This window comes from Streptomyces sp. NPDC004539 (assembly GCF_040610055.1).
GTDB lineage: Bacteria > Actinomycetota > Actinomycetes > Streptomycetales > Streptomycetaceae > Streptomyces.
Genome location: NZ_JBEXLS010000019.1, coordinates 1 through 21039, shown reverse-complemented (window position 1 = coordinate 21039; position 21039 = coordinate 1). Strand labels below are relative to the sequence as shown.

Here is a 21039-nt window from a genome sequence, read left to right as displayed (position 1 = left end):
GCGGCTGATCAAAAGGGCCCTTCCCCCACGTATTCATGGGTTCGAGAGAAAGGCGGCTCCGTGGACCTGCTCGACATCCTGCTGGTGCTGGTCGTACTGGCGTACGCCGGTTCCGGCTACCGCCGCGGCCTGGTGGCCGGCTGCGTCTCGCTGGCCGGTTTCGTCGGCGGCGCGGTCATCGGCGTGTGGGTCCTGCCGTGGGTGATGAACCTGGTCACACCGGGTACGACGGCGGCGACGGTCACCGCTGTGTGTACGGTGCTGCTGCCCGCCGTGGTCGCCCACAGCCTCGCCGGGCGCCTCGCCATGCGGTTGCGCCGCGAGCTGGACCGGGGGCCGCTGCGGATCGCCGACGGCGTAGGCGGTGCCGCGGCCAACGCGGTGGCCGTCCTCATCGTCGCCTGGGTCGCGGCGAGCGTCCTCGGGGCGTCGTCCTCGACGGTGGTCACCTCGGCGATACGGGACTCGAAGCTGCTCCGTACGGTCCAGGACGCGATGCCGGACACCACGCCCGCCTGGTTCTCCGACGCGACCTCCGCGCTCACCCAGGCCGGGTTCCCCCAGGTCTTCAACCCCTTCGAGAACGAGTCCACGGCGGAGGTCGCGAAGCCGACGGGCGACAGCGTCACGGCCAGCGCCACCAACGCGGCCAAGCTGAGCACGGTGAAGATCGAGGGGGCGTCCGGCAACCAGGGGCGTGAGGGCAGCGGTTTCATCTACGCCCGGGAGCGGGTCATGACCAACGCCCACGTCGTCGCCGGCATCGACCGGCCCACCGTCCGCATCGGCGGCGTCGGCCGCTCCTACGACGCCCGCGTCGTCCTCTTCGACCCCGACAAGGACGTCGCCGTCCTCTACGTCCCCGACCTCCGCGCCCCCCTCCTCCGCTTCGACGACACCGCCTCCCGCGGCGACCAGGCCGTCGTCGCCGGCTACCCCCAGGACGGCGACCTCAACCTCCAAGCAGCGACCGTCGCGAACCGCGTAAAGGCAACCGGCCGCAACATCTACAACGACGCCACTGTCACCCGCGAGATCTACTCCATCCGCTCCACCGTCCGCCCCGGCAACTCCGGCGGCCCCCTCCTCACCACCGACGGCCGCGTCTTCGGCGTCGTCTTCGCCCGCTCCACGTCCGACGACGAGACGGGATACGTCCTGACGGCAGCAGAGGTGGCACCGGACGCGGCAAAGGGCCGAACGGCGACGGAACGGGTGTCCACCGGGGATCTCATCACGTCCTGAAAGAGTGGCCTGTGCCGACCGCTTCACTCCTCGCCGGGCGAGATGAGGCGATCGGCGCTCTCGGCGTCGTTCACGTGCCCATGGACATCGACGGTGACGGGCGTGGCCCCGCCCCTCGCTGTGATCAGCCATACGAGTACCTGCTCGGCCAGCGGCCCTCCGTCAGGCCCCTCATCCTTCCAGTACGCACGCCATCCGCCGCCCGGGACCGCCGCTACCACTCGGTCGGCCAGTCCGAGATGGGAGAAGTCCGGATAGTCGGTCACCGGGCGGCGCCTGCCGAGTTGGGGATCGACCACCAGCGCGACACCCGTCGCCTCGTCCCAGGCATCCACGTCCACCGCCCGAGCCATTGTCGTGTCCGTGCCGGTGAACCGTGCTATCCAGCCAGTGCTGTTGAAGTAATGCATGGGGCCATCGTCCCCGCCCCGCACACAGGGCGCATCCTTCACGGGGGTTCTCCCCACCCCCGTACGGGTGTTGGCGTGATGGTCCCCAACCGGACCGGCGGCAAAGCTGGTTGGTATGGAGAAGCGATCAGGGAAGGCCGCCGCTCTGCTGCTCGCGGCAGCGCTCTGTGGGACTGTTGCCGTGGGCGGTCCGGCTGAAGCGGCCCAGCGTGGTGGCGAGTCGAGTCAGCGGCGATTGGCGGTGGAGGTCGAGCGGACGCTGGTGGAGGCCGGGTTCGTGGGGGTCTCTGTCGAGGTGCGGGACGGGAGCAGGAGGATTCGCGCCAGGGCCGGGACGGCGGAACTCGGTACGGACAAGCCCGTACCGTACGGGGCGAGTTTTCGGGCGGACAGTGTGACGAAGGCGTTCGTCGCGACGGTCGTGCTGCAACTCGTTGCCGAGGGGCGGCTGGAGTTGGACGACACGGTGGAGAAGTGGCTGCCGGGGGTCGTGCGGGGGAACGGGAATGATGGCGGCAAGGTCAGTCTGCGGAATCTGCTTCAGCACACCAGCGGAATTCACAACTACGACTACACCGACGACGTCGGATACGGCGCGGAGGCGTTCGAGGAGCATCGGTACGACCGACTCGCGCCGGAACAGCTCGTCGCCGGAGCTATGCGGAGTGCACCTGATTTTCCCCCGGCCGCGCCCGGCGATCCCGCGCCGGAGTGGAACTACTCCAACCCCAACTACATACTCGCCGGCATGGTCATCGAGCGTGTCACCGGCCGGAGTTGGCGGGAGGAGGTGCGGGACAGGATCGTCAGGCCGCTCGGGCTCAGCCGTACGTACGCCCCCGGCGACGACCCCACGCTCCCCGAACCGCACGCCCACACCTACCACCGGTTCCCCGGCTCGACAGACTGGACCGACACCACCGTACGGAACATGTCCTGGGCCGACGCGGCGGGCGAACTGGTCACCAGCAAGCGGGACTTGGACCGCTTCTTCACGGCCCTCCTCACGGGCCGCCTGCTCCCGCCCGCACAACTCGCCGAGATGCGGAAGACCGTACCGGTGAGTGCCGACTTCCAGATCCCGTTCCCGGGGCTGCGCTACGGACTCGGGCTGATGCGGCAGCCGTTGGCGTGCGGGGGACACCGGTGGGGGCACGGCGGCAGCGCGGAGGGCGACTTCGTGCGGGACGGGTTCACGGAGGACGGGCGCAGGAGCGTCGTCATCACCGCCTCGGGGTCGAACCCCGAAGAGGGCCCGCTCCTGCGCGCCGAGGCCGCACTCCAGAAGCTGACGGACGCCGCACTGTGCGAGGGCATCAAGTAGACAGACCGGGCCCCGGCGGCAACTCCCGCCGGGGCCCGTCCAGTTCAGGTCCTACAGACCGTAGCGCTCCCGCGCCTCCTTCACGGCCGTCGCCTTGATCTCGCCCCGCCGGGCCAGCTGGGCGAGCGCCGCGACGACGATCGACTGCGCGTCGACACCGAAGTGGCGCCGGGCGGCCTCACGCGTGTCGGAGAGACCGAAGCCGTCCGCGCCGAGCGACGAGTAGTCCTGCTCGACCCACTGGGCGATCTGGTCGGGAACCTGCCGCATGTAGTCGGAGACGGCCAGCACCGGCCCCTCGGCACCCTGGAGCGCCTGACGGACGTACGGCACCCGCTCCTCACCGCGCAGCAGCGCCGCGTCCGCCTCCAGCGCGTCGCGCCGCAGCTCCGTCCAGGACGTCGCGGACCAGACGTCGGCCGCGACACCCCACTCCTCGGCGAGCAGCTTCTGCGCCTCCAGCGCCCAGTGGATCGCCGTACCGGAACCCAGGAGCTGGATACGCGCGGCGTTCGCGGCCGGGGAAAGCCCCGCCGACTCCGCCGTGTTGAAACGGTACAGCCCCTTGACGATCGCCTCGTCGATACCGAGCCCGGCCGGTTTCGCGGGCTGCGGGACCGGCTCGTTGTAGACGGTGAGGTAGTAGAAGACGTTCGGGTCCTCACCCGGCGCCGCCTCGCCGTACATCCGGCGCAGACCGTCCTTGACGAGCACCGCGATCTCGTACGCGAACGCGGGGTCGTACGACAGGGCCGCCGGGTTCGTCGCGGCGATCACCGGCGAGTGGCCGTCCGCGTGCTGGAGGCCCTCACCCGTCAGGGTCGTCCGGCCGGCCGTCGCGCCGACGAGGAAGCCGCGGCCGAGCTGGTCGCCGAGCTGCCACATCTGGTCGGCCGTGCGCTGCCAGCCGAACATCGAGTAGAAGATGTAGAACGGGATCATCGCCTCGCCGTGCGTCGAGTACGACGTCGAGGCGGCGATGAAGTCGGCCATCGAACCGGCCTCGGTGATCCCCTCGTTGAGGATCTGCCCGTTCTTCGCCTCCTTGTAGTACATCAGCTGGTCACGGTCGACCGGCTCGTACGTCTGCCCCTTGGGCGAGTAGATCCCGAGGGACGGGAACAGCGACTCCATACCGAACGTCCGCGCCTCGTCGGGCACGATCGGCACCCAGCGCTTGCCCGTCTCCTTGTCCCGGACCAGGTCCTTGACGAGCCGGACGAACGCCATGGTCGTCGCCACGTTCTGCGTGCCGGACCCCTTGTCGAAGGACGCGAACGCCTTCTCCGACGCGGACGGCAGCGGCGCGAGCGCGTGCGTGCGGCGGGCCGGGGCCGGACCGCCGAGGGCCGCGCGGCGCTCCTGGAGGTAGCGGACCTCGGGGGAGTCGGCGCCGGGGTGGCCGTAGGGCACCTTGCCGTCGACGAACGCGCTGTCCGGGATGGGGAGTTCGAGGAGGTCCCGCATCGTCTTGAACTCGTCCACCGAGAGTTTCTTCATCTGGTGGTTGGCGTTCTTCGACGCGAAGCCCGTGCCGAGGGTGTGCCCCTTGACCGTCTGCGCCAGGATGACCGTCGGCGCGCCCTTGAACGACAGCGCCGCCTTGTACGCCGCGAACACCTTGCGCGCCTCGTGGCCACCGCGCGAGAGGTGGAAGCACTCCAGGATCTTGTCGTCGCTCAGCAGCTTCGCCAGCTCGACGAGCGCCGGGTCCTTGCCGAAGAAGTCGGCGCGGATGTAGGCCGCGTCACGCGTCTGGTACGTCTGCACCTGCGCGTCCGGGACCTCACGCAGCCGCCGTACGAGCGCGCCGGTCGTGTCCAGGGCGAACAGCTCGTCCCACGCGTTGCCCCACAGGGACTTCACGACGTTCCAGCCGGCGCCCCGGAACTGGGCCTCCAGCTCCTGCACGATCTTGAAGTTCGCGCGGACCGGGCCGTCGAGGCGCTGGAGGTTGCAGTTGATGACGAACGTGAGGTTGTCGAGCCCCTCGCGGCTGGCCAGTGCGAGTGCCGCCGTCGACTCCGGCTCGTCCATCTCGCCGTCGCCGAGGAACGCCCAGACGTGCGACTGGGAGACGTCCTTGATGCCGCGCGCGGTGAGGTAGCGGTTGAAGCGGGCCTGGTAGATCGCGGAGAGGGGGCCGAGGCCCATGCTCACCGTCGGGAACTCCCACAGCCAGGGGAGGCGGCGGGGGTGCGGGTAGGAAGGGAGGCCGTTGCCGCCCGCCTCCTGGCGGAAGTTGTCGAGGTGCGCCTCGGTGAGGCGGCCGTCGAGGAAGGCGCGGGCGTAGATGCCGGGGGAGGCGTGGCCCTGGATGTAGAGCTGGTCGCCGGAACCGTCGGCTTCCTTGCCCTTGAAGAAGTGGTTGAAGCCGGTCTCGTACAGCCAGGCGGCCGACGCGAACGTCGCGATGTGGCCGCCGACGCCGTGCTTGGAGCCGCGGGTCACCATCGCGGCGGCGTTCCACCGGTTCCACGCGGTGATGCGGCCCTCCAGGGCCTCGTCACCGGGGATGCCGGGTTCGCCGGACGTCGGGATGGTGTTGACGTAGTCGGTTTCGAGCAGCTTGGGCAGCGCGATGCCGGTGCCTTCGGCCCTCTCCAGCGTGCGCCGCATCAAGTAGGCGGCCCGGTGGGGGCCGGCGGCCTTCGCGACGGCGTCCAAAGACGCCTGCCACTCGGCAGTCTCCTCCGGGTCACGGTCGGGGAGCTGGTCGAGTGCGCTCGGCTGGATGGCGTTGGGGTCGGTCATGTCGCCGCCTTCCTCAGTCGAAGGGGGGTGCCCTTGGTCTTTGGCAGGACAGGGCGTCGGACCTCGGTGGAGGTCCAGCGAGGACTCTAACTCCCTGATCGATGATCGATCAAAGGGTTGAAGGGCAAAACTTCTCGAACACGAGAAAGTCGGCACGGGGTGCCTTGAAGTAGGACACCGGGTGCCGCTCGAAATGGGGGTTTGCGCAGGTGGGGGTGCGTTCTGTAGTTCGACGACTGCGGGTAGTGGGGGGCTGGTCGCGCAGTTCCCCGCGCCCCTGAAAAGACCGCGCCGGCTGTGCGCCGTCAGGTGCCGCGTCCACACGGCGCGATCGGCTGTAGGAACCTGTACTTGGCAGCCGGGCGGTCACCACGTCGTTTTTAGGGGCGCGGGGCTGTGGTCTGATGTGCGCCTGCCGCCGCGTGGGTGCGTGGGCTGTAGGGACCTGCACCTGGCAGCCGGGCGGTCACCAGCGCCTTTTCAGAGGTGCGGGGCTGTGGGGGCCCGGGCTTGGCGGCCGGGCGGTCACCACGTCGTTTGTAGGGGCGTGGGGCTGTGTCTGATGTGCGGCTGTCGCCGCGTGGGCGCGATCGGCTCTGGGGACCTGCACCCGGCAGCCGGGCGGTCACCACCGTCTCTTCAGGGGCGCGGGGAACTGCGCGAACGGCCACGATGCGCCCGCACTCGCCCTGCTCACCCTCGCCACCCCACCCCTCACGCGCTCGGCGCACACCCCAACACGTGTGCCTTCACCAGGTCCGCGATCCTCGGATCGCGCCGCTTGAAGGCTGCGACCAGTTCCTCGTGTTCCTCCGCGTACGACTGCTGGACCGTCCCCAGCCAGCGGATCGACAGGGCGGTGAAGACCTCGATGCCGAGGCCCTCCCACGTGTGGAGCAGAACCGAGTTGCCCGCCGCCCGCACCAGCTCGCGGTGGAAGGCGACGGTGTGCCGTACCTGACCCGTGCCGTCGGAGAGGCGGTCCGCCTCGTACAGGGCGGTGACGTGGGGTTCGAGGGCGGAGCAGTCCGCGGCCAACGCCTCCGCCGCCAACTCCGCGGCGATCGCCTCAAGGCCCGCACGGACCGGGTAGCTCTCCTCAAGGTCGGCCGCGGTCAGGTTCCGCACCCGCACCCCCTTGTTCGGCGCGGACTCGATCAGCCGAAGAGACTCCAGCTCACGCAACGCCTCCCGCACCGGCGTCTGCGACACCTCCAGCTCCGTCGCGATCCGCCGCTCCACGATCCGCTCGCCCGGCTTCCAGCGCCCACTCACGATCCCCTCCACGATGTGCTCGCGGATCTGTTCGCGCAGCGAGTGGACGACGGGCGCGGTCATGTGTGCTCCTTACGGCGTTTGACGTTTAGACAATAAGGCCGGGAGCTGTCGGAGGCAGGGCACGTGGCGGGCCTTTTACGCAGGTGAGACGAGACTTACATGACGCCTACGCGCAGACACGACGAAGCCCCCGCCGGAGAATTTCCGGCGAGGGCGGCGACGTACCGCAATAACGACTACAGACCGAGCTCGACCTCGAACTCGCCCGCCTCCAGGATCGCCTTCACGGCGGTCAGGTAGCGCGCCGCGTCCGCGCCGTCGACCAGACGGTGGTCGTAGGAGAGCGTCAGGTACGTCATGTCGCGAACGGCGATGACCGTACCCTCCTCCGTCTCCAGGACGGCCGGCCGCTTGACCGTGGCACCGATGCCGAGGATCGCGACCTGACCCGGCGGCACGATGATCGTGTCGAAGAGCGCGCCACGCGAGCCGGTGTTGGAGATCGTGAAGGTCGCCCCGGACAGCTCGTCCGGCGTGATCTTGCTGGCGCGGACCTTGCCCGCGAGGTCGGCGGTGGCCTTGGCGATACCGGCGATGTTGAGCCCGCCGGCGCCCTTGATGACCGGGGTCATCAGGCCCTTCTCGGAGTCCACCGCGATCCCGATGTTCTCGGAGTCGAAGTAGGTGATGGTCCCCTCGGCCTCGTTGATCTTCGCGTTGATGACCGGGTGGGCCTTGAGCGCCTGGGCCGCGGCCTTCACGAAGAACGGCATCGGGGAGAGCTTGACGCCCTCGCGCGCGGCGAAGGAGTCCTTGGCCTGCCCGCGGAGCTTCATCAGCTTCGTGATGTCGACCTCGACGACCGAGGACAGCTGCGCCTGCTCGTGCAGCGCCTTGACCATGTTGTCGCCGATGACCTTGCGGATGCGCGGCATCTTGACGGTCTGGCCACGCAGGGGGGACGCCTCCAGGACGGGGGTCGTCTTCTTCGCGACGGCGGCGGGGGCCTGGGCAGCGGCGGCCGGGACGGCGACCGCGGCGGCCTTGGCGGCCTCGGCGGCGGCCACGACGTCTTGCTTGCGGATACGACCGCCGACACCCGTGCCCTTGACGGCCGCGAGGTCGACACCGTTCTCGGCGGCGAGCTTGCGGACCAGCGGGGTGACGTACGCGCCGTCGTCACCGGCGGTGGCGGCGGGCGCCGGAGCCGGGGTGACCTGAGCGGCGGCGACCGGAGTCGGAGCGGCCACGGGAGCCGGCGCGGCGGCGACCGGCGCGGGGGCCGGAGCGGCGACCGGGGCCGGAGCCGGGGTGGGCGCCGGGGCGGCGACGGGGGCCGGCGGGGCGACGGGCGCCGGGGCGGCCACCGGAGCCGGGGCGGCAGCGGCGGGCGCGGCGGGCGCGGCGGCCGGAGCGGCACCGGGCGCGCCGATGACGGCGAGCTTGGCGCCGACCTCGGCGGTCTCGTCCTCGCCGACGACGATCTCCAGCAGGACACCGGCGACGGGCGCCGGGATCTCGGTGTCGACCTTGTCGGTGGAGACCTCGAGCAGCGGCTCGTCCTCGGCGACCTCGTCGCCCACGGCCTTCAGCCAGCGGGTGACGGTGCCCTCGGTGACGGACTCGCCGAGCGCGGGCAGGACGACGTCCGTACCGGACGCGCCACCGGCGGGGGCGGCAGGGGCGGCGGGCGCCTCGGCCACGGGGGCCGGAGCGGCGGGCGCCTCAGCCACGGGCGCCGGGGCCGGGGCGGCGGCGGGGGCGGCCTCGGCGACCGGCGCCGGCGCCGCTGCGGGCGCGCCGGTGCCGTCGTCGATGATGGCCAGCTCGGCGCCGACCTCGACCGTCTCGTCCTCGGCGACCTTGATGGACGCGAGGATGCCGGACGCGGGTGCGGGGATCTCGGTGTCGACCTTGTCGGTCGAGACTTCGAGCAAGGGCTCGTCGGCCTCGACGCGCTCACCCTCGGCCTTCAGCCAGCGGGTGACGGTGCCCTCGGTGACGCTCTCGCCGAGCGCCGGAAGGGTTACGGAAACCGCCATGGTTTCGGTTGCTCCTTACGAGTTGCGGAAAGTCTGTGTCGTCGCTTCGGTGACCGAGGGGTCAGTCGTGCGCGTGAAGCGGCTTGCCGGCCAGCGCCAGGTGGGCCTCGCCGAGCGCCTCGTTCTGGGTCGGGTGGGCGTGGATGAGCTGGGCGACCTCGGCCGGCAGCGCCTCCCAGTTGTAGATCAGCTGGGCTTCGCCGACCTGCTCGCCCATGCGGTCGCCGACCATGTGGACGCCGACCACGGCACCGTCCTTGACCTGGACGAGCTTGATCTCGCCCGCGGTCTTCAGGATCTTGCTCTTTCCGTTGCCCGCGAGGCTGTACTTCAGGGCGACGACCTTGTCCGCGCCGTAGATCTCCTTGGCCTTGGCCTCGGTGATGCCCACGGAGGCGACCTCGGGGTGGCAGTAGGTCACCCGGGGGACACCGTCGTAGTCGATCGGGACGGCCTTGAGGCCGGCCAGCCGCTCCGCCACCAGGATGCCCTCGGCGAAGCCGACGTGCGCGAGCTGGAGCGTGGGCACCAGGTCGCCGACGGCGGAGATGGTCGGCACGTTCGTCCGCATGTACTCGTCGACCAGGACGTAGCCGCGGTCCATCGCGACGCCCTGCTCCTCGTAGCCGAGACCGGCGGAGACGGGGCCGCGGCCGACCGCGACGAGCAGGACCTCGGCCTCGAACTCCTTGCCGTCGGCCAGAGTGACCTTGACGCCGTCGGCGGTGTACTCGGCCTTCGAGAAGAAGGTGCCCAGGTTGAACTTGATGCCGCGCTTGCGGAACGCGCGCTCAAGAAGCTTGGAGGAGTTCTCGTCCTCAAGGGGAGCGAGGTGCTTCAGACCCTCGATGATCGTGACGTCCGCGCCGAACGACTTCCACGCGGAGGCGAACTCGACGCCGATGACGCCGCCGCCCAGGATGATCGCGGACTGCGGGACGCGGTCCAGGACGAGGGCGTGGTCCGAGGAGATGATCCGGTTGCCGTCGATCTCCAGGCCCGGCAGCGACTTCGGCACGGAGCCGGTCGCGAGGAGGACGTGACGGCCCTGGACGCGCTGACCGTTGACATCGACGGAGGTCGGCGACGACAGGCGCCCCTCACCCTCGATGTACGTCACCTTGCGGGAGGCGACGAGACCCTGGAGGCCCTTGTACAGGCCCGAGATCACGTCGTCCTTGTACTTGTGGACGCCCGCGATGTCGATGCCCTCGAAAGTGGCCTTGACACCGAACTGCTCGCTCTCCCGAGCCTGGTCCGCGACTTCGCCCGCGTGGAGCAGGGCCTTGGTGGGGATGCAACCCCGGTGCAGGCAGGTACCGCCGACCTTGTCCTTCTCGATCAGGGCGACGTCCAGACCCAGCTGCGCCCCGCGCAGGGCCGCGGCGTAACCACCGCTACCACCGCCGAGGATCACTAGGTCGAAAACGGTGCTGGCGTCGTTCGCCACGTCACGTCCTCCATGCATGTGCGCCGTACGCCGGTCGTCACTGACCGGCAGGCGGCTGGTGTCCGGCCGCTCATTGCTTCGGCCCTTCGGTGGGGGCCCTGTCCTGCCGGACCCCATCCTCGCACTTGTAGGACGTGGACGAGACACGGGGCTGGGGTGTGAGACACCACACGGGAGCGGGGATCAGGGGAGGTGGGGAGGGGGACTTTCCAAGGGAGGGGAGGATACGTCCCTCAGCGGCGCGGGGCTGTGTCGATGTGCGAGCCCGGACGTGGCGGAGCGACGACGACGTACCCCAGCCACATTCAGGGGCGCGGGGAACTGCGCGAACAACCCCCACGCCCCTGAAGCCGCCCTACGACGGAACCACCCCGCCCGGTGGGCGAACCCTCAGCCCAGGTCGCCGGAAGCGGTCAGCTCGGCCAGCCTCACCAACGTACGCACGGCCGACCCCGTCCCCCCCTTGGGCGTGTACCCGAACGGCCCGCCCTCGTTGAACGCGGGACCGGCGATGTCGAGGTGCGCCCAGGTGATGCCCTCCCCGACGAACTCCTGGAGGAAGAGCCCGGCGACGAGCCCACCCCCCATCCGCTCACCCATGTTCGCGATATCGGCGGTGGGGGAGTCCATCCCCTTGCGCAGGTGGGACGGCAGCGGCATCGGCCACGCCGGCTCCCCGACCTCCTCCGCCGCCTCGTAGATCGCGGAGCGGAACGCGTCGTCGTTGGCCATGACCCCGAACGTCCGGTTCCCCAGCGCCAGCATCATCGCCCCCGTCAGCGTCGCCACGTCGACGATCGCGTCCGGCTTCTCCGCCGACGCCGCCCACAGCGCGTCCGCGAGGACGAGCCGCCCCTCCGCGTCCGTGTTCAGCACCTCGACGGTCTTCCCGCTGAACATCCGCAGCACGTCACCGGGGCGCACGGCCGTCCCCGACGGCATGTTCTCGGCGAGCGCCAGCCACCCGGTGACGTTCACCTCCAGCTCCAGCCGCGCGGCGGACACGACCGCCGCGAACACGGCCGCCGCCCCGCTCATGTCGCACTTCATCGTCTCGTTGTGCCCCGCGGGCTTCAGCGAGATACCACCGGAGTCGTACGTGATCCCCTTGCCGACGAACGCGAGGTTCTTGCCCGCCTTCGGGTGGCTGTACGACAGCTTCACCAGCCGGGGCGCCGCCGCGGACCCCCCGCCGACCCCGAGGATGCCCCCGTACCCACCGGCGGTGAGCGCCTTCTCGTCGAGCACCTCGACCGTGAGCCCGTGCTCCTTGCCCGCCGCCACCACGAGCGCGGCGAACGCGGCCGGGTCCAGGTCGTTCGGCGGCATGTTCACGAGGTCCCGCGCCCGGTTCAGCTCCTCGGACACGGCGACGGCACGCGCGAGCGCCGCCTTCTGCGCCGCGTCCCGCGGCTTGCCCCCGAGCAGCGCGCCCTCACCGAGCGGCGCCTTCCCGTTCTTCCCCTTGGGGGACTCCTTGTACGTGTCGAAGGAGTACGCCCCGAGCAGCACGCCCTCCGCGACCGCGCCGACGTCCCCGGCGTCCCCGAGCGGCAGCGCGAACGCCGCCTTCTTGGTCCCGGCCAGCGCGCGCGCCGCCGCGCCGGCGGCCCGGCGCAGCGCCTCCGCGTCGTACCCGGCGTCCTTCGCGGGCTCGGCGCCGAGGCCCACCGCGAGGACGAGCGGGGCCTTGAAGCCGGCCGGCGCCGGCAGCTTCGTGATCTCGCCCTCGGCGCCGGACGCGCCGAGGGTCTCCAGGACGGCGGCGAGCCTGCCGTCGTAGGACTGGTCCACGGCTTCCGAGCCCGGTGCGACGACCGGGCCCTTCGCGCCCTTGGCGACACCGATCACGATCGCGTCGGCCCGGAGGCCGGGCGCCGCGGCGGTGCTGAGAGTGAGAGCAGTCACGGTGGTGATTTCTCCGCTTCCGAATAGGGGAGTGCAGTGGCCGAACGGGTGGGTCGGCCGGGCCCGGTGGCCGACCCTAGGTCGGACGAGGGCGCGCGGTCGTACCCGGGGTCGGTCGCATCGGCGCGGCGAACCGGTGTGACAGATCCCGCCATGAGCCTACGCGGGTGTGTACGTTCGCTCACGCCCGCGAGCGGTCACCTCTTTGGGAGATCATCCCTGGGGTACGCCATCGCACACTCTGGAGCTGGTCCGTTGAGACGCGTCACCTTGGCCATCCTGCCGCTTCTGCTGCTCGTGGGCTGTACGAGTACGGGGCCTTCCGGGGCGGGGCCCTCCGGGGCGGACGAGGAGGAGCCCACACCTTCCCCGTCGTCGGGCGGTTGGTGGCGACCGAAGCCCGGGATCGACTGGCAGTGGCAGCTCAGCGGCAGACTGGACACATCGATCGACGTCCCCGTCTACGACATCGACGGCTTCGACCAGTCCAAGGCTGTCGTCTCCGCGCTGCACGCGAAGAATCGCAAGGTCATCTGCTACATCTCCACCGGCGCGTACGAGGACTGGCGTCCCGACGCCGGCAAGTTCCCCAAGTCCGTCATCGGTCTGAGCAACGGCTGGGACGGCGAGAGCTGGCTGGACATCCGCCGACTCGACATCCTCGAACCCCTCATGGCCGCGCGCCTCGACATGTGCAAGGAGAAAGGCTTCGACGCGGTCGAGCCCGACAACATGGACGGCTACCTCAACAAAACCGGCTTCCCCCTCAAACCCTCCGACCAACTCGCCTACAACCGCCTCATAGCCCAACTCGCCCACACCCGAGGCATGTCCGTCGGCCTCAAGAACGACATGGCCCAAATCCCCCAGCTCATCAACGACTTCGACTTCGCCGTAAACGAACAATGCGCCCAATACAACGAATGCGACACCCTAACCCCCTTCATCAACGCCGACAAAGCCGTCTTCCACGTCGAATACGAACTCCCGACCAAAAAATTCTGCCCCGAGTCAAAAAAGCTGAACCTGAGCTCCCTGGAGAAAAAATACGAACTCGGAGCCTGGCGAAAGACCTGTTGAGTACCAACTGCGGCTGCTCGGTGGCCAATCGCGCAGTTCCCCGCGCCCCTAAAAGACTCGGGTTGCGGCGAGCCTCTCGTCTACAGGAGGCGAGACCGCCCGGATGCACGGCTGTCGCCGCGTGGGCGCGATCGGCTGCGGCGGGCCTGTGCCTGTCGGCCTTTTGGACGGCGGAACAGGCCCGATGTGCGGCTGTCGCTGCGTGGGCGTGACCAGCCACGACGGACTCGCACCCGCCGGTTTCTTAGGGGCGCGGGGCCGAGTCGATGTGCGGCTGTCGCCGCGTGGTCGCGATCGGCCACAGCGGACCCGCACTGCCAGTCTTTTTGGGGGTGCGGGGCTGTGTCGATGTGCGGCTGCTGCCGCGTGGTCGCGGTCGGCCGCAGCGGACCCGCACTGCCAGTCTTTTTGGGGGTGCGGGGCTGTGTCGATGTGCGGCTGCTGCCGCGTGGGCGCGAACGACGACAGCGGACCCGCACCGCCAGTCTTTTAGGGGCGCGGGGAACTGCGCGAACGGCCACGACGAAGCCCGCACTCGCCAACCGGCCGTGTCAGCCCCTTGCTTGGGCGTTCAACCCACCGTCAGCGCCACCAGACTCACCAGGCCCGCCACTTCCGCAACCCCTCCGAACACGTCCCCCGTCACCCCGCCGAACCTCGCCCGGCACCGTCGCAGCAGCAACTCCGCCGCGCCTACCCCCAACACCAGGGCCGGTACGGCGAGGACGGAGCCGGTGTACCAGCCGGCGGCGCCCGCGCAGGCGGCGACCGTGGCGGCGACTCCCCAGGCCCAGCGGGTGGGTACGACTTCCGCGACGGCCGCTCCCAGCCCCTCCGGGCGGGCGGCCGGGACCCCGGTTCGGGCGGTGAGGGTGAGGGCGAGTCGGGCGGTCACGGAGGAGAGGAGGAGGGCGAAGGCGCCCCGGGTCCAGGAGTGGCCGTAGAGCTCGGACAGGGCGGCTACCTGGGCCAGCAGGACCAGGACGAGCGTCAGGACACCGAACGGCCCGATGTCGGACTGCTTCATGACGCGCAGGGCGTCCTCCGCGGGCTTGCCGCTGCCGAGCCCGTCCGCGGTGTCGGCGAGCCCGTCGAGATGAAGCCCGCGCGTGAGGACCGCGGGGACGGCCACCGAGGCGACGGCGGCCAGCATCGGCCCCGTACCGAGCGCGAGAAGGAGCAGGCCCGCGGCGGCGGCGCACCCCCCGACCACCACCCCCACCAGCGGAGCGCTCAGCATGCCGCCCCGCGCCGCCTCCCGGTCCCAGCGGTGGACCCGGACCGGCAGCACCGTCAGCGTGCCGAAGGCGAACCGGAGGCCGTGCAGCGGCAGACTGGCGGACATCGAGGGCATCGGGGCAGATTATCCGACGGCCACACCGACCCCCACCGCCAACAGGGATAAAGTGCGCACATGGGACATTGGCTCCAACGAAACATCGTAGAACCGGGCAAACTCCCCCTCCTCCTCGCCCTCACCGCCTTCGTCCTCACCTTCCTCCTGACCCGCCTAGTCACCCGCCTCATCCGCGCCGGCAAGGGCCCGTTCGGCAACGTCAAGGCGGGCGGACTGCACATCCACCACGTCGTACCCGGCATCGTCCTCACGGTCATCGGCGGCTTCGGCGCGGTCGCGTCCGGCTCGCACGGCGCCGGCGCCTGCGCCTCGGCGATCTGCTTCGGCATCGGCACGGGCCTCGTCCTGGACGAGTTCGCCCTGATCCTCCACCTGGACGACGTGTACTGGAGCGAGGAGGGCCGCAAGAGCGTCGAGGTGGTGGTCCTGACAGCCGCCCTCGTCGGCCTCGTCCTCCTCGGCTACTCCCCGCTCGGCGTGAACGACCTCTCGGACGACGAGGTGACGGGCAGGGGCGTCGCTCTCTCCACCGTCGCCGTCAACTTCCTGCTCTCCCTGGTGGCCCTCTCCAAGGGCAAGGCCCGCACCGCCATCTTCGGCGCCGTCGTCCCCACGGTCGCCCTCATCGGCGCGATCCGCCTCGCCCGCCCCGCCTCCCCCTGGGCCCGCCGCTTCTACACCCGCCGCCCCCGCGCCCTCGCCCGCGCCGAACGCCGCGCCGAACGCCACGACCGCCGCTGGTCGCGCCTGCGCAGGGGACTGGAAGAACTCCTCGGCGGAAAACCGGACCCGTCGTCCCGCTGACCGGAAGGCCGGCAGGAAGACCGACCGCACCCGCCGTCACCCCTCCCGCCCCTCCTCCCCCCTGCTCGGCACCGGCCGGAACCGGTCGTCGAACTCCCCGGGCGACGTCGGACCGCCGCCCCCGCCCCCCTCGTACGGATGCCCGGACCGCACCCCCGCCTCGTCCCACTCCGCCCGCCCGTGCCCCCGCGCCCGGCCCCCCGATCTGCGCCCCCACCACTCCAGGACCCCCACCACCCCCGCCACGGCGAGGATCGCGGCGACGTGTTCCTTGCCCGCCAGGTTCGGCTTGACCGCCACCTCGACGAGCATCGCCAGCACCACGACACCCCCGGTGACGTACGCCCGGTACCGCCAGGCGAGGAACACGGCGAGCCCTACGACGGCGGCGGACGGCCCGGTGTCGACGATCTTCGCGTCGGAGGCGGGCAGGCCGAGGACGGGGACGTCGGGGCCGAGGGCGATACCGGTACGGGCGTACAGCGTGCCGGCGAGGGTCGCGAGGTAGGCGATCGTGAGCGTCCGCCACCAGCCGAGACAGATCTCCGCGAGCCCGAAGACGAGGAGGATCTGCGCGAGGGCACCCCAGACGGGCAGGTCGAGGGCGGGGACGAAGAGGGAGAGCGGGGTGCGCAGGAGGGCGAGGGGGAGGGGGTCCTGCGCGCGGACGGCGCCGAGGTCCTGGACGGCCTGATAACCCCAGTCGAGGTTCTGGACGGCCTGGAGGACCGACGTCGTACAGACCGCCGAGACGGTCATCACGGGCACGGCCCACCCGCGCCGCACGGCGAGCCACAACGGCCCCCACTCGGCGCGGGCCCAACGGGCGACGACGTTCATCGACGGTCTCCCCACACCCACCGACGCTCTTCCGACGGCCGACGACGGCCTTCCGGCAGCCCCCGGCGTTCCCCCGACACTCCCCGGCGTTCCCCCGAGAGCCACCCCGGCGCTTCCAGGAACCCCTCCGCCCGCGCCGACGCCAGCCCGATCCGGGGAAGGTCCGCGCTCTTCTCGAAGAGCAGGAACCTCGGCTCCCAGACCGGCCGGTACTTCGCGTTCGCCCGGTACAGCGACTCGATCTGCCACCACCGGGAGAAGAAGCCGAGCAGCGACCGCCACAGCCGCAGCACGGGCCCGGCACCGAGCCGCGCCCCACGTTCGAAGACGGAACGGAACATCGCGAAGTTGAGTGAAACCTGGGTGATCCCGATCTCCCGCCCGCCCCGCAGCAGTTCGATCACCATGAACTCCATCAGCCCGTTGTCGCCGTCCCGGTCCCTGCGCATCAGGTCCAGCGACAGCCCCCGCGGCCCCCACGGCACGAACGACAGCACCGCCCTCGGCACACCCCCGGCGTCGAAGCACTCCACCACCACGCACCGCCCGTCCCCCGGGTCCCCCAGCCGCCCGAGCGCCATGCTGAACCCCCGCTCACCGGCCCCGCCCCGCCACTCCTCCGCCCGCCGGACCAGCTCCGCCATCTCCGCCGCCGGCACCTCCTCGTGCCGCCTGATCCGTACGGAGTACCCCGCCCTGAGCACCCGGTTGTACGCCTGCCGCACGGTCCGCATGGCCCTGCCCTCCAGCGTGAACCCCGCCACCTCCACGATCGCCTCGTCCCCGAGTTCCAGCGCGTCGAGGCCGTGCCGCCGGTACACGTTCCCGGCCTCCTCGCCGGCCCCCATCACCGCCGGAATCCACCCGTGCGCCCGCGCCTCGCCGAGCCACGGCTCGATCGCGCCGGGCCACGCCTCGGGATCTCCCAGCGGATCTCCCGAGGCCAGCGAGACCCCGCCGACGACCCGATAGGCGACGGCCGCCTTGTACGTCGGCGACCACACCACGCTCTTCTCCCGGCGCAGCGAGAAATACCCGAGGGAATCCCGCTCGCCGTGCTTTTCGAGCAGTTCCCGCAGCCGTTCCTCGTCCTCGTGGCCCAGCGGTTCGACGGCTTTTCCAGAACGGAACGCGGCATACAGCACGGCGAGGACGAGAAGGGTGCTCATTCCGTTGACGGTCACGTCGACCCAGGTCGGCGGGGAGACCCCGGGTACGCCCGCCTCCTCGGCGGAGACGGACACGAGCCGCAGGGCGCCGTACCACCACTGGCGGGCGAAGCCCCCGGGCGCCGGGGACCGGTCGGTGAGGCTCACCAGCGCCCCGGCCAGCAAGGACGCCCCCAGCAGGCCCGCCCCGGCGACGACGGCCGCGAGCCTCGGGTTGGCCCGGTCGCCCTTGGCGTAGAACTCGCGCCGCCCGGCGAGCAGCGCCCCGAAGAACGCGGCGGTGACCCCGAAGGAGACCCAGTTCTGCGGGGCGCGCCGGATCTCCGGGAGGAGCATGGCCACCGCGAACAGCAGGAGGAAAACCCCGCTGAGTCCGAGATTGAGAATCCAGGCGGCCCTTTTCCGGCGGCGCATCATCACGGCGAGAAAGGCCGTGAAAACCCCGGAGGAGAATCCGGCGGTCAGCAGATAGGGCGTGAACAGATCCGCCTGATTGTGCTGCCGGACGTCCTGCCCCAGGGAAACCCACACCCCGCTGAGGAAGTTGACGAACGCGACACCCCGCAGATACCAGACGACGACACCAGCCCGAACGCTTCCCATGGTTCGGGATGGTATGTCTCGTTTTCCGGCATATTGCTGACCGCAACGATCTACGACCGCGCGACCCGGCGGCGAGCCGGGCCCGCTATGGCAGGTGGCCCGCTACGGCAGGTCGTCGTAGGCGGAGGCGTCGGCCTCGGCGTCCTCCCCGGCGTCCTCCGCCGGCTTCTCCGCCTCCCGCTCCGGCAGCTCCGCCGCCAGCGCGGCGGCGGCCTGCACCAGCGGCAGCGCCAGCACCCCGCCCGCACCCTCGCCGACCTGCACGTTCTGTTCGAGGAGCGGCTCCAGCGCCATCCGGTCCAGCGCCTTCGCCTGGCCCGGCTCGCCCGTCTTGTGCGCGGCCAGCCACCAGTCCGGCGCCCGGAACGCGACCCGCTGCCCGACGAGCGCGCAGGCCGCCGCGACGACGCCGTCGAGGACGACGGGCAGCTTGCGGACGGCGGCCTGGAGCAGGAAGCCCGTCATCGCGGCGAGATCGGCGCCGCCGACGGTCGCCAGCAGCTGCAACTGGTCGCCCAGCACCGGCCGGGCCCGCCGCAGCGCGTCCCGGATCGCCGCGCACTTGCGCATCCAGGCCAGGTCGTCGATCGCGACCCCGCCGCGCCCGGTCACCACCGACGCGTCCGTACCGCACAGCGCCGCGATCAGGACGCCCGCCGCCGTCGTGCCGCCCACGCTCACGTCGCCCAGCACCACGAGGTCGGTCCCGGAGTCCGCCTCCTCGTCGGCCACGGCGACCCCCGCGCGGAACGCCGCCTCCGCCTCTTCGAGGGTCAGCGCGTCCTCGACGTCGATCCGCCCGCTGCCGCGCCGCACCCGGTGGCGTACGACGTCGGCGGGGAAGGCGTCCGGCTCGCAGTCCAGGGACATGTCCACGACGCGTACGGGGACCCCGGCGCGGCGGGCGAGGACGGAAACGGGCCGGCCGCCCTCCAGCACCGCCCGGACCAGCTCGGCGGCGCTGCCGGCGGGGCGGGCGGAGACACCGAGTTCCGCGACCCCGTGATCCCCGGCGAACAGCACGACGCGGGGCTTGTCGACGGGCCGTACCGGGACCGAGCCCTGTGCCGCCGCCAGCCATTCGCCCAGGTCGTCGAGGCGGCCCAGCGCGCCGGGCGGCACGATCTGACGCTCCCGACGCGCCTCCGCGTCGCGCCGCACCCCGCCGTCGGGGCGCTCGATCAGATCGGTGAAGTCGTCGAGATTAAGGGAGCTCATTCGCCGAACAGTACCGGCCCCGGTCGAACACTTTCCGCCCCACATCACCACCCCGCTGGTGCGGCGTCGTTGCACGCAAGATCGCGATCCCATACGTTCCGTTTCGCGAAGATTGTCGTACCCGTACGCCCACCGGGGAGCTTGCATGTCCGACCTCCAGGAACTCCGCCGCGACGACTGTCCCTGGTGCGGCTCCGGACACCTGCGCACCCGTGCCGTCGGCCCGGTCGCCGTCGACGAGTGCCAGGACTGCGCCCACGCCTTCGGGAACCCCGGCACCGAGACGCCGGTCCGCCGCCGGAGCGACGCGGGGGAGGAGCTGCTCGACCGTGTCCTCGCGACCCGCACCACCCGGCGCCGGCTGCGCGCCACCGCCCGCGCGATGACGTCCATCCCCGAACCGGAGAGCTGGCTCGACGTCGGTACGGGGCACGCGCGTTTCCCCGAGGCGGCCAAGGACCTGTTCACGTACACGTCCTTCGACGGCGTCGACCCCACCTCCCGCGTCGACCGGGCCCGGCTGGCCGGCCGCGTCGAGGAGGCCCACCGCGCCCTCACGCCTGCCCTGGACGCCCGCTACGACGTCGTCAGCGTCCTGCACCACCTGGAGCGCGCCGCCGACCCCCGCGCCGAACTCGCCGCCGCGCTGCGGGCGTTGCGCCCCGGCGGCCACCTCCTCCTCGAACTCCCCGACCCCGCCTGCGCGTTCGCCCCCCTCCTCGGCAAGTACTGGTTCCCCCTGGCCCGGCCCCACCACCTCATCCCCCTCGACAACCTCCGCGCCGAACTGGAGACGCAGGGCTGCGACATCATCACGACCGACCGCCGCACGGCCCACATCCCCTACGACCTCGCAGCAGCCACCACCCTCCTCCTGACCCGCTCCCTCCCCCCACGCCTCCACCCCCTCACCCCACCCCTCACAGCGCTGGCCACAGCCCTGGACCACACCCTCGCCCCCCTCCTACGCCGCACCCGCTTCTCGAACACGTACCGGATCGTGGCGAGAAAACGCATGGGGGGCTAGGGAGCGGGGGTGCCGGGGGCGGGCGTGGGCCAGGCGCGAGATGGCCGGTAGTCAGGCGGGGGCCGGGTGGGGTCAGGCGTGAGGCAGACGCGGCCAGGCGGGAGGCGGGCGGGAAGGGAGCGGGCCATGCGGGAGTCGGGCGGGGCCAGGCGGGAGACGGGCGGGGTCAGGCGTGAGGCAGATACGGCCAGGCGGGAGGCGGGCGGGAAGGGAGTGGGCCAGGTGGGAAGCCGGACGGGGCCAGCGGGAGACGGGCGGAAGCCTGGCGGAGGCGGAGGCGGAGGCGGAGGCGGAGCCGAGGGGAGGGGGCCGGGCGGGAGGTGGGCGGGAGCCTGGTAGGTGAGTGTCCGCCACGGCACCCCGTAGCCCCCTCGCGTCCCGCGTCCCGCGTCCCGCAGCCCGTACGCTCCTTGCCCCGCAGCCCCACCACGGCCCCCCCACGCCCCCCCCACGCCCCCCCCCACGCCCCCCCACGCCCCCCCACGCCCCCCACACCCCCCACACCCCCCACACCCCCCACACCCCCCCAC

15 protein-coding genes are annotated in these 21039 nt (G+C 71.3%); 5 read left to right on the top strand and 10 right to left on the bottom strand.

All coding sequences use genetic code 11. The features are described 5' to 3' along the window. The first annotated feature begins 60 nt into the window (after positions 1-60). Positions 61-1245 (top strand): MarP family serine protease, encoded by a 1185-nt coding sequence (locus ABZX85_RS32570; protein ID WP_355876555.1) that lies wholly within the window; start codon positions 61-63, stop codon positions 1243-1245. A 23-nt stretch (positions 1246-1268) separates the two neighbouring features. Here the strand turns inward: ABZX85_RS32570 and ABZX85_RS32565 are convergent, their stop codons facing one another. Further along, positions 1269-1655 (bottom strand): hypothetical protein, encoded by a 387-nt coding sequence (locus ABZX85_RS32565; protein ID WP_355876552.1) that lies wholly within the window; start codon positions 1653-1655, stop codon positions 1269-1271. Positions 1656-1770: 115 nt separating this feature from the next. Here ABZX85_RS32565 and ABZX85_RS32560 point away from each other — a divergent pair, with 115 nt between their 5' ends. Continuing rightward, positions 1771-2979 (top strand): serine hydrolase domain-containing protein, encoded by a 1209-nt coding sequence (locus tag ABZX85_RS32560; protein ID WP_355876549.1) that lies wholly within the window; start codon positions 1771-1773, stop codon positions 2977-2979. A gap of 51 nt (positions 2980-3030) precedes the next feature. Here the strand turns inward: ABZX85_RS32560 and aceE are convergent, their stop codons facing one another. The 5 genes from aceE to ABZX85_RS32535 all read right to left on the bottom strand — a co-directional run bounded on the left by aceE (position 3031) and on the right by ABZX85_RS32535 (position 12411). Continuing rightward, complete coding sequence (gene aceE / locus ABZX85_RS32555; RefSeq protein ID WP_355876547.1) at positions 3031-5733, bottom strand: pyruvate dehydrogenase (acetyl-transferring), homodimeric type; 2703 nt, start codon at positions 5731-5733, stop codon at positions 3031-3033. A gap of 714 nt (positions 5734-6447) precedes the next feature. Beyond that, positions 6448-7071, bottom strand: coding sequence for a GntR family transcriptional regulator (locus ABZX85_RS32550; protein WP_355876544.1), 624 nt, complete (start codon positions 7069-7071; stop codon positions 6448-6450). Between the two features lie 176 nt (positions 7072-7247). Next, positions 7248-9053 carry a 2-oxoglutarate dehydrogenase, E2 component, dihydrolipoamide succinyltransferase gene (sucB, locus tag ABZX85_RS32545; protein WP_355876541.1) on the bottom strand — a complete coding sequence of 602 codons (1806 nt, stop codon included), beginning with the start codon at positions 9051-9053 and terminating at the stop codon, positions 7248-7250. Between the two features lie 61 nt (positions 9054-9114). After that, entirely contained in the window at positions 9115-10503 is a 1389-nt protein-coding gene (gene lpdA, locus ABZX85_RS32540; RefSeq protein ID WP_355876539.1) for a dihydrolipoyl dehydrogenase, read from the bottom strand. A gap of 390 nt (positions 10504-10893) precedes the next feature. Further along, positions 10894-12411, bottom strand: a complete 1518-nt coding sequence (locus tag ABZX85_RS32535) for a leucyl aminopeptidase (RefSeq protein ID WP_355876537.1) — start codon at positions 12409-12411, stop codon at positions 10894-10896. A gap of 255 nt (positions 12412-12666) precedes the next feature. Between ABZX85_RS32535 and ABZX85_RS32530 the strand changes: the two genes are divergently transcribed. Beyond that, positions 12667-13491 carry an endo alpha-1,4 polygalactosaminidase gene (locus tag ABZX85_RS32530; RefSeq protein WP_355876535.1) on the top strand — a complete coding sequence of 275 codons (825 nt, stop codon included), beginning with the start codon at positions 12667-12669 and terminating at the stop codon, positions 13489-13491. Positions 13492-14062: 571 nt separating this feature from the next. On the opposite strand, the gene cobS is transcribed toward ABZX85_RS32530, so the two are convergent. Beyond that, positions 14063-14836, bottom strand: coding sequence for an adenosylcobinamide-GDP ribazoletransferase (gene cobS, locus ABZX85_RS32525; RefSeq protein WP_355877036.1), 774 nt, complete (start codon positions 14834-14836; stop codon positions 14063-14065). Positions 14837-14905: 69 nt separating this feature from the next. Here cobS and ABZX85_RS32520 point away from each other — a divergent pair, with 69 nt between their 5' ends. Beyond that, entirely contained in the window at positions 14906-15652 is a 747-nt protein-coding gene (locus tag ABZX85_RS32520) for a hypothetical protein (protein ID WP_355876533.1), read from the top strand. A gap of 36 nt (positions 15653-15688) precedes the next feature. Here ABZX85_RS32520 and ABZX85_RS32515 read toward each other — a convergent pair whose 3' ends face one another. The 3 genes from ABZX85_RS32515 to cobT all read right to left on the bottom strand — a co-directional run bounded on the left by ABZX85_RS32515 (position 15689) and on the right by cobT (position 19482). Continuing rightward, the gene (locus ABZX85_RS32515) at positions 15689-16492 is read right to left on the bottom strand and encodes a hypothetical protein (RefSeq protein WP_355876530.1); all 804 of its coding nucleotides are present in this window, start codon (positions 16490-16492) and stop codon (positions 15689-15691) included. Further along, on the bottom strand, positions 16489-18264 hold the full coding sequence (locus ABZX85_RS32510; RefSeq protein WP_355876527.1) for a phosphatidylglycerol lysyltransferase domain-containing protein: 1776 nt from the start codon (positions 18262-18264) through the stop codon (positions 16489-16491). Before ABZX85_RS32510 ends, ABZX85_RS32515 begins: the two co-directional genes overlap by 4 nt. Before the next feature lie 102 nt (positions 18265-18366). Beyond that, positions 18367-19482 carry a nicotinate-nucleotide--dimethylbenzimidazole phosphoribosyltransferase gene (gene cobT, locus ABZX85_RS32505; protein ID WP_355876524.1) on the bottom strand — a complete coding sequence of 372 codons (1116 nt, stop codon included), beginning with the start codon at positions 19480-19482 and terminating at the stop codon, positions 18367-18369. A 145-nt stretch (positions 19483-19627) separates the two neighbouring features. On the opposite strand from cobT, the gene ABZX85_RS32500 reads away from it, so the two are divergent. Then, positions 19628-20509 (top strand): class I SAM-dependent methyltransferase, encoded by an 882-nt coding sequence (locus ABZX85_RS32500; protein WP_355876521.1) that lies wholly within the window; start codon positions 19628-19630, stop codon positions 20507-20509. Positions 20510-21039 lie beyond the last annotated feature (530 nt).

Coding starts and splice junctions, on each gene's coding strand:
- ABZX85_RS32565 (WP_355876552.1), bottom strand. CDS start 1,655: ATGCATTACTTCAACAGCACTGGCTGGATAGCACGGTTCACCGGCACG.
- ABZX85_RS32560 (WP_355876549.1), top strand. CDS start 1,771: ATGGAGAAGCGATCAGGGAAGGCCGCCGCTCTGCTGCTCGCGGCAGCG.
- aceE (WP_355876547.1), bottom strand. CDS start 5,733: ATGACCGACCCCAACGCCATCCAGCCGAGCGCACTCGACCAGCTCCCC.
- ABZX85_RS32550 (WP_355876544.1), bottom strand. CDS start 7,071: ATGACCGCGCCCGTCGTCCACTCGCTGCGCGAACAGATCCGCGAGCAC.
- sucB (WP_355876541.1), bottom strand. CDS start 9,053: ATGGCGGTTTCCGTAACCCTTCCGGCGCTCGGCGAGAGCGTCACCGAG.
- cobS (WP_355877036.1), bottom strand. CDS start 14,836: ATGTCCGCCAGTCTGCCGCTGCACGGCCTCCGGTTCGCCTTCGGCACG.
- ABZX85_RS32520 (WP_355876533.1), top strand. CDS start 14,906: ATGGGACATTGGCTCCAACGAAACATCGTAGAACCGGGCAAACTCCCC.
- ABZX85_RS32515 (WP_355876530.1), bottom strand. CDS start 16,492: ATGAACGTCGTCGCCCGTTGGGCCCGCGCCGAGTGGGGGCCGTTGTGG.
- ABZX85_RS32510 (WP_355876527.1), bottom strand. CDS start 18,264: ATGGGAAGCGTTCGGGCTGGTGTCGTCGTCTGGTATCTGCGGGGTGTC.
- cobT (WP_355876524.1), bottom strand. CDS start 19,482: ATGAGCTCCCTTAATCTCGACGACTTCACCGATCTGATCGAGCGCCCC.
- ABZX85_RS32500 (WP_355876521.1), top strand. CDS start 19,628: ATGTCCGACCTCCAGGAACTCCGCCGCGACGACTGTCCCTGGTGCGGC.